This window comes from Roseibacterium elongatum DSM 19469 (genome assembly GCF_000590925.1).
Lineage (GTDB): Bacteria > Pseudomonadota > Alphaproteobacteria > Rhodobacterales > Rhodobacteraceae > Roseibacterium > Roseibacterium elongatum.
On sequence record NZ_CP004372.1, the window covers coordinates 689,888 to 703,759 of the forward strand.

Genomic DNA, 13,872 nt, shown 5'->3' on the forward strand with positions numbered 1-13,872 from the left:
CCCGACCGACAAGCTCGGGCCAATCACAGGGAGAGTTATCAATGAAAAAGCACGTCCTTGGCGGCGTCGTCGCAATCGCCGGTGCGGTGGCTGCAGGCGGTGCAAGCGCACAAGACCAAACCTTTATCACGATCGGCACGGGCGGCGTGACGGGTGTCTATTACCCCACCGGCGGGGCGATCTGCCGCCTGGTGAACCGCGGCCGCGCCGATCACGGCATCCGCTGCGGCGTCGAATCGACCGCCGGCTCGGTGTTCAACATCAACGCCATCCGTGGCGGTGAACTGGAATTCGGCGTGGCCCAGTCCGACTGGCAATATCATGCCTTCAACGGCACCTCGCGCTTTGAAGAGCAGGGCCCGTTCGAAGAGCTGCGCGCGGTGTTCTCGGTCCACCCCGAGCCCTTTACGGTCGTGGCACGCGCCGACGCCGGCATCGAGAGCTTCGAGGACCTGCAAGGCATGCGCGTGAACGTGGGCAACCCGGGTTCGGGCCAGCGCGGCACCATGGAAGTGCTGATGGCCGAGATGGGCTGGACGATGGATGATTTCGCCGTCGCCTCGGAACTGCAGGCCGCCGAGCAGAGCCAGGCGCTGTGCGACAACAACATCGACGCGATGATCTACACCGTGGGGCACCCCTCGGGCTCGATCCAGGAGGCCACCACCGCCTGCGACAGCGTACTGGTGGACGTGACCGGCGAGGCCGTGGATTCGCTCGTGTCCGAGAACTCGTTCTATCGGACCGCCACGATCCCCGGCGGCATGTATCGCGGCAATGACGAGGACACGACCACCTTTGGTGTCGGCGCGACCTTCGTGACCTCGGCCGACGTGCCCGAGGAGGTCGTGTATGAAGTCGTGTCGGCCATCTTCGAGAACATCGACCAGTTCCGCGGCCTGCACCCGGCCTTCGCCAACCTCGACCCGGCGGAAATGGCCAATGACGGCCTGTCAGCCCCGCTGCATCCGGGCGCCGAGCGCTACTACCGCGAAGCCGGCCTGATCGAATGATCAAGGGCCGATTTGCCTGACGTGATCGCCCGGAGCCGTGACCCTCGGCTCCGGGCTTTTGTTTGATTGGGGCTGGACGGCCACTCCTGACCATTGGGGAACGCGGATGGTGAACGACAACGAACAGCAAGGCGCTGGTGGCCGGCAATTCAGCGACGAAGAGCTGCAGGATCTGGTCGCCTCGAGCGACAGTGGCGCGCGCGACCCCGACAACCGGGGCATCGCCCTGCTGATTGCGGGTCTGGCGCTGGCGTGGTCGCTCTTTCAGCTTTGGATCGCACAGCCGCAACTTTGGTTTGCCGAATACATTCCCGCGCTCAATTCCTCGCAGACGCGGCCGATCCACCTGACCTTTGCCATCGTGCTCGCCTTCCTTGCCTATCCGGCGTTCAAATCCTCGCCGCGACACCGCATTCCTTTGTTTGATTGGGTCCTTGCCGCCATCGGTGGCGGCGCGGCCTTTTACGTTTTTCTGTTCTCGGACACGCTGGCCCTGACCGCGCGATCGGGCCTGCCCACGCAAACGCAGGTCATCATCGGCGCCATCGGCCTGCTTGTCCTGCTCGAGGCCAGCCGCCGCGCGCTTGGCCCGGCCCTGACGATCGTCGGGTCGGTCTTCCTGCTCTATGCCTATATGGGCACGGGCTGGCTGATCCCTGAGTTGATCGAGCATGAGGGGCTGAGCTTTACCGCGTTGATCAATGCGCAATGGCTGGACACGGCCGGGGTGTTCGGCATTCCGCTGGGGGTTTCCACGGCCTTCGTCTTCCTGTTCGTGCTGTTCGGCTCGTTGCTGGATAAGGCGGGCGCGGGCAATTACTTCATCAAGCTCGCCTTCGCGGGCCTCGGCCACCTGCGCGGCGGCCCGGCCAAGGCGGCGGTTGTCGGCTCGGCCATGACCGGCCTGATCTCGGGCTCGTCCATTGCCAATGTCGTGACGACCGGCACCTTCACCATCCCGCTGATGAAGCGGGTGGGCTTTACAAACGAACAGGCCGGATCGGTCGAGGTGGCCAGTTCCGTCAATGGCCAGATCATGCCGCCCGTCATGGGGGCCGCGGCCTTTCTGATGGTCGAGTTCATCGGCATTTCCTATGTCGAAGTCATCAAGCACGCCTTCATCCCGGCGGTGATTTCCTACATCGCACTGGTCTATATCGTGCATCTCGAAGCGCTGAAGAAAGACATGCCCGCACTTGGCGAGGCCAAGAGCTTTATCGGCATGCTGCTGAAATTCTTCATCGGCTTTGCCGTGGCCGGTGTGGCCTTTACCGCGCTGATCTACGGCGTCGGCGCGTTGCGCGCCGTGGCCCCGGCCCTGGCCAGCCCGGTGATGATGGCGGTCTTGCTGGGCGTCTATGCCCTGCTGGTCTGGGTCGCCGCGCGCCGCCCCGACCTCGAGGTGGACGACCCCAACGACCCCGAGATCAAGCTGCCCACCGTCAAGGAGGTCTATGCCACCGGCCTGCATTACATCCTGCCCATCGTGGTGCTGGTCTGGTTCCTGATGGTCGAACGTCAAAGCCCGGCGAAATCGGCCTTCTATGCCACGTCTCTGATGCTGCTGATCATCGTCACGCAACGCCCGATGAAGGCGATCTTCCGGGGCCAAGGCGCGCAATTGATCGCCGAGTTGAAGGGCGGCTTCACCGACCTGCTCGACGGCCTGATCGCCGGTGCGCGCAACATGATCGGCATCGGCGTTGCCACGGCGGCCGCCGGCATCATCGTCGCAACCGTCACCAAGACGCCGATCGGCACCGAACTTGCCGGGCTGGTGGAACAGCTTTCGGGCGGCATCCTGTTTGTGATGCTGGTGTTGATCGGGCTGTTCTCGCTGATCCTGGGTATGGGCCTGCCGACCACGGCGAACTACATCGTGGTGTCGTCGCTGATGGCCTCGGTCGTGGTCTCGCTGGGCGCGCAGGAGGGGCTGATCGTGCCGCTGATCGCGGCGCATCTGTTCGTGTTCTATTTCGGGATCATGGCCGATGTCACACCGCCCGTGGGCTTGGCCAGCTTCGCCGCCGCCGCCGTGTCCGGGGGGGATCCGATCCGAACGGGCTTTACCGCGTTCTTCTACAGCCTGCGCACGGTGGCCCTGCCCTTCCTGTTCATCTTCAACCCCACGCTGATCCTTTATGGCGTGGACCTGGGCACGACCGCGGGCATTTTGCAGGCGATCTCGGTCTTTGTCATCGCAACCTTTGCCATGCTGCTCTTCGCGGCGGCGACGCAGGGGTATTTCCTGGCGCGCTCGCGGATCTATGAAAGCGCCGCCTTGCTGTTGGTGGCCTTCACCCTTTTTGTGCCGAACGTATTCCTCGACATGGTGCAAAGCCCCTTCCGCGAGGTGCCGCCAATGCAATTCGAAGAGGCACTGGCCGACGCGCCCGAGGGCGCACGCCTGCGCATCGAGGTCAGCGGCCCCGATTTCGACACGGGCGAAATCACCGACCTGACCCTTCCCATCGACGTGGTCGGGGCCACGGCGGCCGAGCGGCTGGATGCGACCGGCCTGTTGCTGTTCCCCGATGGCGAGGTGATGCGCCTGGACGAGCCGATGTTCGGCACCGAAGCGGCCGAGGCGCTGGCCGATTTCGATTTCTACGCGGACGAGCCCGTTGCCCTGGCCACGGTGCAGATGCCGCGCGATCGACTGCCAGAACAGATCTTCTACATCCCTGCCCTTCTGCTTCTGGGTCTCGTGATCCTGCTACAGCGTCGTCGGCAGACCAAACCGGCCTTCTGAAGGAGGGGCCCGCATGTTCAAAACCATCCTGTTACCCATCGACCTGTCGGCCGATCATTCCTGGAAAAAGGCCCTCCCGGCCGCGCTGCGCCTGGCGGGGCCGGAGAACGGCGTTCTGCATGTGGTGACCGTCGTGCCCGATTTCGGCATGTCCGTCGTCGGCAGCTTTTTCGAAAAGGGCTACGAGGACAAGGCGCTTGCCCATGTCGGCGACGAGTTGAAGGACTGGGTCAAAAAGCACGTCCCCGAGGATGTCGAGGTGCATCCCCATGTCCTGCTGGGCCGTGTCTATGACGAGATCATTTCGGCCGCGAACCGCCTTGGGGTCGACGCCATCGTTCTGGCCTCGCATCGACCCGAACTCAGCGACTACCTGATCGGGCCGAACGCGGCGCGCGTGGTGCGCCACGCGCCGCAATCCGTCTTCGTCGTGCGGGGGGATTGACGCCATGGCCAACCATGTTTTCGGGCGCGGGGCCGGCCCGTTGCCGACTGCTGCGCGCGGTGACGGCTGCTACATCATAGATGCCAACGGGCGGACCTATCTGGACGGCTCGGGCGGTGCCGCCGTCTCGTGCCTAGGCCATTCCGACGAGAGCGTGCGCGCCGCCGTGCACCGCCAACTGGATCAGATCGCCTTTGCCCATACCGGGTTTTTCACCTCGGATGCCGCCGAGGCCCTGGCCGACAAGCTGATCGCGCACGCCCCCGACGGGATCGACCGGGTCTATTTGCTGTCCGGCGGGTCCGAGGCGGTCGAGGCCGCGATCAAGCTTGCGCGGCAATACACCCTCGAGATCGGCCAGCCCCAGCGGCACAAGCTGATCGCCCGGCGGCAAAGCTACCATGGCAACACCCTGGGCGCGCTGGCCGCCGGCGGCAACGCGTGGCGGCGCGAGAAATACGCGCCGCTGCTGATCGAGACGCACCATATCGACCCGTGCTTCGAGTATCATTTCCGCCACGATGGCGAGAGCCTCGAGGACTATGGCCGCCGCGCGGCACAGGCGCTCGAAGATGAAATCCTGCGCCTCGGCCCGGACAGCGTGCTGGCCTTCATGGCCGAACCCGTGGTCGGGGCCACGGCCGGGGCCGTCCCGTCCGAGGGGGCCTATTTCAAGCATGTCCGCGAGATCTGCGACCGCTACGGGGTTCTTCTGATCCTCGACGAGGTCATGTGCGGGATGGGCCGCACCGGCAGCCTGTTCGCCTGCGAACAGGATGGGATCGCGCCCGATATCGTCACAATCGCCAAAGGGTTGGGGGCCGGCTATGCCTCGATCGGGGCCATGCTGTGCAGCGCCACGATCTATGACGCCATTACGCAGGGGTCGGGCAGTTTTCAGCACGGGCACACCTATCACGGGCATCCGCTGGCCGCCGCCGCCGGCCACGCAGTTCTGGAGCGGATCGTCGATGACGGTTTGCTCGCACAGGTGCAGGATCGCGGTGACACGCTGGTGCATGCGTTGCGGAGCCGGTTCGGCCAGCACCCGCATGTGGGCGATATCCGGGGCCGCGGCCTGTTTCGCGCCATCGAACTGGTCGAGGATCGCACGACCAAGTCCAGCTTCGACCCCAACCGCAAGTTGCATGCCAAGGTGAAAAAGGCCGCCATGGCCGAAGGGCTGATCTGCTACCCGGCCGGTGGCACCGTCGATGGGCGCCTCGGCGATCATGTGCTGTTGGCGCCGCCCTTCATCATCACCGAGGATCAGATCGAAGAATTGACGGACAAGCTGTCGCGCGCACTCGATACCGCGATGGCCGCGTAATGCATGGGGCCCGCCCATGAGCCGCCTCGATGAAACGCGGGCAATCCTCCGCGACCTGATCGCCTTTCCCACGGTCTCGGCCGATCCCAATGTCGAGATGATCGTCTACCTGGCCGAGCGTCTTTCGGCCCTGGGCGCGCATGTCGAACTGGTCAACGATCCCGGCGGCCACAAGGCCAGCCTGTTTGCGCGACTTGGCCCCGACGTGCCGGGCGGCCTGCTGCTGTCGGGGCACACGGATGTTGTGCCGGTCACCGATCAGGCGTGGTCCACGGACCCGTTCGCGTTGCACGAAGCCAACGGTCGGCTCTATGGGCGTGGCACATGCGACATGAAGGGGTTCATCGCCGCCTGTCTCGTCCATGCCGGCCATGTGGATGTGGCGGCCCTGCAGGTGCCCCTGTTTTTCGCCTTCACCTATGATGAAGAAGTCGGTTGCATCGGGGCGCGGCAGCTGGTCGACCATCTGAGGGGGCGCGAAGTGTTGCCGAAACTCGCCATCATAGGCGAACCGACAGAGATGCGCGTCATCGAGGGGCACAAGGGCTGCTGCGAATACACCACCGTGTTTTCCGGCTTGGAGGGGCACGGCTCCGCCCCCGATCACGGTGTCAACGCCATCGAATTCGCCACCCGCTACGCCGCGCATCTGTTGCATCTGCGCGAGGCGTTGAAGGCGCGGCGCCCCAACCCGGCCATTTCGAGCCGCCCTGGACCACGATCAACCTGGGCCGCATCACCGGCGGCGTGGCCCATAACGTCATCGCCAACCATGCCGAACTGGATTGGGAAATGCGCCCGGTCCAAGCCTCCGACGAAGCCTTCGTCAAGCAGGAGCTTGCCACCTTTGCCGCCGACGCGTTGTTGCCTGCCATGCGGGCCGTCCACCCGGCGGCCGACATCGCGACACGCGTGGTCGGTGAGGTCGCCGGCCTCGAGCCCGCCCCGGAAAACCGGGCGCGCGATATCCTGCTGGAATTGACCGGCGCGAACAGGGCCGAAACCGTGGCCTTCGGAACCGAGGCAGGGCTGTTCCAGTCCCTCGGGATGCAGGCGGTGGTCTGCGGCCCAGGTTCGATCGAACAGGCGCACAAGGCCGACGAATTCATCGCGCTGGACCAATTGCAGGCCTGCCTCGACATGCTCGACAAGCTGGTGCCGTGGCCTGCCCAATGAAGACTGGTCCTCTCTCGAATTGGCTTTCGAGCCACATGAAGGATCAAGAAATGCCCAGAAGCAGATAAGCCCGATGAGACCGTCGCGAAGCTGCGACAGGTCGATGGGTTGGTGTCGAAAAGCCAATCGGTGGTCGCGGCGCTGTGGTCCGCTTTGCAACCTATGCGTGATGCGACTTTGAGCAAACTCACCGATCTGCTACAATTTGGGATGGACGCAGAACGCACCAAGTCAAGGGACCAAACCGAAAGATCGTCCGTCAGCGGTGGCTCGCGAATTGTTCGACTTGGTTCGTTTGTGTGCGCTTTCGCGGTTTTCGTGTCCTCCGCGGCTGGTCAGGTCGCTCCATCTGAAGGAACCTGCGACCTTACAGGACAGTGGCGCACGACCCATGGGGTGATGGATATCCAGCATCTCCGTGGGCGCGATCCGGAGGCAGGCGCGGCAGCCGGCCTGGTCGAGCTGATAAACCCGGTTTCCGAGGATAGGCAGGCACAGCCCGGGGCCGGCGTGGTGATTGCGGCGGCGACCGGGCCGCGCGGCCTGTTGCGCCTGGAAGGGACAGGCGACGTCGACGACTTTCAACTCGACGCGGCCCTGCGGCGAGAGGGTGCTGGCACGCTGCAAGGGTCGGCAACGCTTGCCGTATCAGCGGACGGATGTGCGGAACTGGTGGGGACCCTGCGGTTCGACGGTGCCGCGGAGGAGGCGTTCCGCGCCCGACGGGTCACGGCACCTGTGTCCGACAGCGCCGTCACCGCAGAGGAAGCGGAGATCGGCCGTGCGATCGAGCAGATCAGGGCCCTCGCCGGGGAGCCTGTCACCGCGGGGCTGGTTGCCGACCAATTCGGCGGAGATATAGACCCGATCTTCAGCTTCCTGCAGCAATCCTTCGCGCTGCTGCCCTATGCGGGACAATTGCGCGGCGTCACGGGGACGCTGCAGTCGGGCGGCGGATCGGCTGCGGACCTTTCCGCGCTGCTGGCCGCCATGTTGGCGGCGGCGGGCCATGACGTGCGCTTCGCCACGGCGCGGCTTTCCGATGCACAGGCGGCGGATCTGATGGCCCGCGTGACGTGGCCAGGGGTTGCACCGTCCGACGGGGCGCTGGTCTTGCCGCGCAGCTATGCCGAAGAGGTCGTGACCCTGCTGGCCGGGGAGCAGGAGGCAGCGGAACTGGCCGACGCCTTGCGCGGCGCACCGTGGCCGGACGCTGCGGCATCCGACGCGGCGGCACTTGTCGCCATGCGGGACCATGTCTGGGTGCAGGTTCGCGCCGCCGATGGCAGCTGGCGCGATTTGGACCTCACGCGCACGGAGGGCGACGCTGACCCGGTATGGACCTTTGCGGAGGAGGTCCACGATGCGATGCCCGAACGCCTGCTGCACCGGGTCGAGATCCGCCTGACGATCGAGCAAGCCACCGCGACCGGGCTGACGGAGCATGCTGTCGGCGGCTTTTTCGTCAACGTTCCGGCGCTGTCAGATGCGGGCATGCCGGCGCTGTCGATCCGCATCGCCCCGCTGGACCCGCTGGAGGGTGCGGCGCGGCAATGGGACGGCACGCAGTTTGACGAGGTGGCAGCGGAACTGGAGCACGTGCTGTTCGACCAGGGCCGGAACTACATGCCCGCGCTGGCGCTGTCGTCGGGGGATGCCGAGCTTGGCACACCGTTCTCTATTGCCGGCGACCCGGTTTCGCGAGACTGGCGGGCGCGGACAGCGGGGCAGACGGCAGAGGCGCTGAACACCGGGTTCGACCGGCTGTCGGAGATCCTGACGACGCCCGATCTGGCGCCGGCCGCGCAGCCGGGGACCGCAATCAGTGGGGTCCGGATCGATTACACGATCCTTGCGCCCGGAATGGCGCCCGCGCGCCATACAAGATGGATCGTGGATCACCTTGGGCCGGCCCTTCGAGCCACGGGCAGCGCCACGCGGGCCGCCTTGCCCGAGGATGTCGACCGCCGCAACCGGCTCGCGTTCCTTGCGGACACCGACATCCTCATCACCGGTGGTCCGTTGAGCGAGGCGGATCTGGCGCGCCGGCGCGCCGACGAGATTGAAGCGATGCTCCCGTATCTCGGTCGGGCGGCCGCGCTGCGGGCCGGGACCGGAACCGCGACCTTCGCAGAGCTTGGCGCGCTCCACTTCTACCCCGAGACGCTTTTCGCGCTCGCGCTCGATCACGAGGCGCTGGCGCAGAGCCTGTCGGCGGGTCTGCACCGGCCGCTCGTGCAGCAAAGCGCGCATGTCATGACGCTGCGCACCGAGGGACTGGACGGGCCCGTTCTACCCGGACGGTATCGCTGCCTCGTGGACCTTGTGCATGTGCCGCGCGTGCCGCTCGGCCCCGGGCAGAGCGACCCGGAGGCTGAGCGTTTGGCGCAGCTGCGGCTGGGCATGGTTCTGACGGCGCGAGAAAGCCGCGCCGCGCTGCACAGGGCGGAGCGGCTGTGCAACCGTGCCTGCGATCCGGTGGAAGATGGACAGGGAGAGGCCGATGCGATCGCCGGTCTTCTGGCGACCGGGGGGTACCGTCTGTTGACGGAACCGGGGCAGGTGTCGGGCGGCGATGACCTGTCGCTGGCCCTGCACGAGACACTGGCAGGCGGCGATTGGGTGCTCGTCTCCGATGCGCAACCCGCCGCGCCGGCCGCCTGGGTCCGGATCGATCCGCACAGCGGGTCGAGCCTTGGCATGACGACGGACGGCGGCGAGGGGCAAGCCGAGTACGTCATCATCACGATGATGATCCTGACCGTGCCGACGTCCCACACCGTGACCGGGATCGCCTATTACATCGGGCTCGAGCAGGACAATCCACTGGTTCAGATCTCCGAGTTCCTGTCGACTGGCAATCCGGAAAACTGGGTGTCGCCTTATGAAACCGGGGGGGGGGAGTTTTTCGTCGACCCCGAGGAGTGGCAAGAGCGGCTGGAGGCCGGTACAGCCGTATCCGGCAATACGGCAGGCGCGCCGCCGGGCGATGCGGAAACCGGCTTTTGGAACACGGTTGGAAACCTGCATGACGACCTGGCTTACGGCGATCTGAGGCTGATCGAATGGATGGTGCGCCGCGCCGTGGACGGGCCGCGCCCCGGCTTCACCTCGCGCGAGGCGTTTTCCGAGATCCTCGAGGAAGCCATTGGTGACAGGGTCGTCGTGCCCCCCCGCCCCGTGCCCGATGTTCCGCCGCCGGTGATCTCGCGTCCCTACGCACGCGGGGGCGAGATCCTGGACAACCCAGGCGCCTATGGCGCCGGCCGAGATCCGTCGATCCGCGATCTCGATGCGGCCATCCGCGACTTCGACCCGGGGGCGCCGCACCCGGCACAAAGGGAATGAGAGCATGGCGACGAATTGTTTTCGTCTCGGCCCTGTTGGCCGGTGGCGGCTTTGCCGCCGTCGTAGGGGCACAGCCGGTCGAACTGGCGCAGACAGCATACGAACCGATGACGGAGGCGCGGACGGTGACCGCAGGGTGGCAGGCCGTCCGGGCCGAGCTGACCATCCGCAATTCCGGTGCGGCACCGCTTGACCTGTCCGGGCTACCAGGCCGGATCGAGATCCTCGAGGACGGGGTATTTCCCTATCTGCCCGAGGTGGTGACGTGGAACGGCGCCGCATCACCCGAGAGCCTTCTGCTGCCTGCGGGCATGGCGGGGACCCTGGCGCTGGAATTCGAGTTGCCCCAGACCCACGGCGCGCTGGTTCTGCGGGTTACGACGGCTCTCGGCGCGGTGGAGGCGCCGCTTGGCGCGGATGTGCCTGCGCCGACCGTGGACCCGCCCCCTGCCAGACAGACCGATCCCGCGCTGCCGGCCCCGCAGGATCCGACACGCACGGATGGACCGCAGTTCGCGTGTCTGACGGGCCCGGAGGCCGAAGCGGCGACGACCGGGGCGCTGGTGTCGCTGGCCCGGCAGGGGGCGAGCATCGCGCTGGAACGTGGCAGGGCGGTGCAGAACCTCGGCTACCTTCTGGATGAACGCCTCGACTCCTACGACTTCTTCGTCAATGCGGAACGCGACGCGGAGGGCGTAGTCGCCTTTGTGGTGTCGCTGGCCGGGACCCGGGCCGCGACGGTGAGCCATATCGCGCTCGACAGCCGGACCCGGTCGACACTCAACTGGGTGCCGGCGACAGTGCGGATCGAGCTTTCTGACATCGGGGCGGAGGGGCCGTGGACCGACCTCGGAATGCTCACGATGGAGGACCGCCCCGAGGCGCTGGAGCTTTTCGCGCTCGCGACGCCGGCGCCGGCGCGGGCGGTGCGGATCACGATCGGCACCTCGTGGCGCCCCGGGGTCCGCCTGTCCGAGATCCAGATCTTCGAGTCTGCGGCTGCCCCTTCTGTCCTGTCGGATGTTGCCACCGATCTGGCCGCCGTCGACAACGGCGGGCGCATCGCGCGCTTTACGTCGCAAGCCGGTTCCCGGGATGCGGCCAATATCCTGTCCGCCACGGGCAGCTGGATGCCGGCCACCAACCGGTTCCCACAGGACATCACGGTGGCCTTCGATGACTTCCGCACGATGCGCGTCACCGACATAGCGTTGGACTGGCAGATCGGGCCCGAGGCGGACTGGGCGCCGCGGGTGCGGGTCGCGGCCTCCACGGCGCCGGGGCCGCTTACTGGCATGCAAGACCTGGGCCTGATGACGGCCGAACGCACCGGCCCGGACCGCGGGCGCACAGGTCTCCGCTTTGACGAAACGGTGCCGATCCGATGGCTGACCCTCACCATCTCGGACCCCGGAAGCGCCACCTTTCAGCTGGACCGTTTGCGCGTCACTGGCACCGCCGCCGACCTGTTTTCGTCGCGCGAAGGGTCGAGCATTGCCGCTGACGGCGGCTCGGGCAGCGGCCTGCCCGGCGAGGTGGAACCGAACGACGGGCTTGCTGATGCCACGCCGCTGCCGATGGGCGCGGTGATCGAGGGCGGCGCGGGGTCGCTGGGCGATCTGGACCATTTCGCCTTCAGCGTGCCGGCGGGGCCGGATCGCACGGTGAATTTCCGGCTGGAAGGCCGGCCCTGGATCCGGGCACGGCTCGACCTGATCGGGCCGGACGGGGACGTCCTGTTCGGCCAAGATCCGCTGACGGCCGAAACTGCGCGCACCTTTACCTGGCGGCTGCCATCCGGGACCTACCATGTGCGCCTGTCACAGCCGGCCCCGTCGATCGCGCTGGTGATCGACGATTCCGGATCGATGGGCGATGCAATCTTCACCGCGATCGAGGCGGCGCGGCTGTTCGTGACCTCGAAGGCACCTGAGGAGCAGATCTCGCTCACCAGTTTCTCGGGGATCATCCGGCCCCTTTTGCCGCTGACGACCGATGCCGCCGCGCTGGATCGTGCGATGCGGGAGGGGATCGACCAGAGCCATCCGCAGGGCACCTCGGTCTACGATGCCGTGCGCGCGGGCATCGAGACGCTCGAGGACGCGGGCGGGAACCGGGCCATTATCCTTCTGACCGATGGCGAGGACGTTTCGGGCGCGCCCTATCCGGCATTCTGGGATACGATCGAGACGGAGCGCATCCCGATTTACGCGATCGGCCTGGGCGACGCGATGCGATCTTACACCCCGAACGTGTCCGCCCGGTTGGACCACATGCTGGAGGCCATCGCGCGAGGCAGCGGCGGTGCCTATTTCGACAGCCCCGCCGCCGAGGACCTGCCCCGGGTCTGGCAAGACATCGCCGCGGCAATCCGCGCACCGGCCGACTACGCCGTTTCCTGGTCGACGGGCGATGACGGCGCCCTTGCGGTTCTGGAAAACGGCGAGGAGTTCGTCAGCGCCGACGCACTGGGCGAGCTTCTGTTCATTCTCGATGCCTCCGGCTCGATGCGGGCGGCGACCGACCAGGGCCGGCGCAGGATCGACGTGGCCCGCAGCCTGATGTTCGACATCCTCTCCGAGATCCCCGACAGCACACCGCTGGGGCTGCGCATCTACGGGGCCAACCTGCCCGACCAGCCCGCCACGGCGAGTTGCCGGGACAGCGTGCTGGCCGTGCCCGTGGCGCCGGGCAGTGTCGACCGCGCCATCGACGCGGTATTGGCGGCCAGCCCGCGCGGGCAAACGCCAATCGGGCGGTCCCTGGCAATGGTGCCGCAGGATTTGGGGCCAGGCGACCGCGGGCTGGTCATCCTGATTACCGATGGCGAGGAGACCTGCGATGCCGAGGTCGACGCGCCTTTCAACCCCGAGCGTGTGGCGAACGACCTGATGGCGCGGGGGATCGACATTCGCGTGAACATCGTCGGCTTCGACATCGGCGACCCCGAGGTGCAGGCGGGCCTCGCCCGCGTCGCCGAGGTGACGGGCGGGGCGTTCTACCCGGCGGAGGGGCAGGCCGGTCTGCAGGCCGCCCTGCGCGCCGCGCTGGTGCCGGAGATCGAAGTACGCGACGACCTCGGCCAGGTGATTGCCGAAACCCGCGTCGGCGCCCCGGCTATCGCCCTGCCCGAGGGGCACTACCAGCTATTGCTGGGCGGTGACGAACACCTGATTGCGCGCCAGTCGATCCCGGCACGGCAGGAGCGCCGTGTCTATGTCAACCGCGAGGGGGAAGAGGTGCGCATCACCTCCGAAGTCGTGGCGCCGGGCACCGCCTTGCCCGAAGCCGTTCGGATCGACGTCGCGCAGGCTGTTGCCGCCGAAGACCGGCCGGTGCTGGACAGGTTGCTGGTTCGCAGCCGCACCCCGCGCCGCCCCATCCTGATGGAGGAACGTGTACACGGCATCCAGGCGCGCCTGATCGACCTGGGCTTCGATCCGGGGCCGGCAGATGGCCAGATGGGCGCGCGGACCCGTGCCGCGGCCGATGCCTTCCTGGCGCGCTACGGCATGGTGCTGCCCAACCGCCCTGCCTTTGACGCGGGCGGCGAGCCGACCCACGACCTGTGGTTCAGCCTCGTCGCAACCCATACCGAGCGGCTTCTGGTGCCCTTGCATCGGGGCCTGCCGGACACGCCGGAACTGGCCCGGCTGCGCGCGCAATGAGACGGCGGCCGATCGGGGGCCTGCTCGTGGCTACGGGACCGCCGGCGGGGTATTTCTGGCGCAAATGGCCTGCGAAACGCGCGAGGGTTGTGTCTTCGCCGAGGCCGAGCCCTGTGACTGCCCGCCCGGCGTCACCTGTG

The 13,872-nt window shown here is 66.8% G+C and carries 7 protein-coding genes and 1 pseudogene; all 8 read left to right on the plus strand.

All coding sequences use genetic code 11. From position 1 onward, the window contains the following. Positions 1 to 41: 41 nt before the first annotated feature. The 8 genes and pseudogenes from ROSELON_RS03370 to ROSELON_RS03400 all read left to right on the plus strand — a co-directional run bounded on the left by ROSELON_RS03370 (position 42) and on the right by ROSELON_RS03400 (position 13,732). Positions 42 to 1,013: a TAXI family TRAP transporter solute-binding subunit gene (locus ROSELON_RS03370; protein ID WP_025311033.1), complete on the plus strand. Its 972-nt coding sequence runs from the start codon at positions 42 to 44 to the stop codon at positions 1,011 to 1,013. A 106-nt stretch (positions 1,014 to 1,119) separates the two neighbouring features. Next, positions 1,120 to 3,765: a TRAP transporter permease gene (locus ROSELON_RS03375; protein WP_025311034.1), complete on the plus strand. Its 2,646-nt coding sequence runs from the start codon at positions 1,120 to 1,122 to the stop codon at positions 3,763 to 3,765. Between the two features lie 13 nt (positions 3,766 to 3,778). After that, positions 3,779 to 4,210, plus strand: a complete 432-nt coding sequence (locus ROSELON_RS03380; RefSeq protein WP_025311035.1) for a universal stress protein — start codon at positions 3,779 to 3,781, stop codon at positions 4,208 to 4,210. A 4-nt stretch (positions 4,211 to 4,214) separates the two neighbouring features. After that, positions 4,215 to 5,540, plus strand: coding sequence for an aspartate aminotransferase family protein (locus ROSELON_RS03385; RefSeq protein WP_025311036.1), 1,326 nt, complete (start codon positions 4,215 to 4,217; stop codon positions 5,538 to 5,540). A gap of 97 nt (positions 5,541 to 5,637) precedes the next feature. Then, positions 5,638 to 6,344 (plus strand): annotated as a pseudogene (locus ROSELON_RS19020) (M20/M25/M40 family metallo-hydrolase); the annotation flags it as partial. Positions 6,345 to 6,413: 69 nt separating this feature from the next. Then, a complete protein-coding gene (locus ROSELON_RS19025; protein ID WP_342665331.1) occupies positions 6,414 to 6,716 on the plus strand; it encodes a M20/M25/M40 family metallo-hydrolase in 303 nt (100 codons plus the stop codon). A gap of 399 nt (positions 6,717 to 7,115) precedes the next feature. Continuing rightward, positions 7,116 to 10,064 (plus strand): hypothetical protein, encoded by a 2,949-nt coding sequence (locus ROSELON_RS03395; protein WP_025311037.1) that lies wholly within the window; start codon positions 7,116 to 7,118, stop codon positions 10,062 to 10,064. Next, on the plus strand, positions 10,061 to 13,732 hold the full coding sequence (locus ROSELON_RS03400) for a VWA domain-containing protein (RefSeq protein WP_084613630.1): 3,672 nt from the start codon (positions 10,061 to 10,063) through the stop codon (positions 13,730 to 13,732). The genes ROSELON_RS03395 and ROSELON_RS03400 overlap by 4 nt, the downstream gene beginning before the upstream one ends. Positions 13,733 to 13,872: the final 140 nt, after the last annotated feature.

Coding starts and splice junctions, on each gene's coding strand:
- ROSELON_RS03370 (WP_025311033.1), top strand. CDS start 42: ATGAAAAAGCACGTCCTTGGCGGCGTCGTCGCAATCGCCGGTGCGGTG.
- ROSELON_RS03375 (WP_025311034.1), top strand. CDS start 1,120: ATGGTGAACGACAACGAACAGCAAGGCGCTGGTGGCCGGCAATTCAGC.
- ROSELON_RS03380 (WP_025311035.1), top strand. CDS start 3,779: ATGTTCAAAACCATCCTGTTACCCATCGACCTGTCGGCCGATCATTCC.
- ROSELON_RS03385 (WP_025311036.1), top strand. CDS start 4,215: ATGGCCAACCATGTTTTCGGGCGCGGGGCCGGCCCGTTGCCGACTGCT.
- ROSELON_RS19025 (WP_342665331.1), top strand. CDS start 6,414: ATGCGGGCCGTCCACCCGGCGGCCGACATCGCGACACGCGTGGTCGGT.
- ROSELON_RS03395 (WP_025311037.1), top strand. CDS start 7,116: ATGGATATCCAGCATCTCCGTGGGCGCGATCCGGAGGCAGGCGCGGCA.
- ROSELON_RS03400 (WP_084613630.1), top strand. CDS start 10,061: ATGAGAGCATGGCGACGAATTGTTTTCGTCTCGGCCCTGTTGGCCGGT.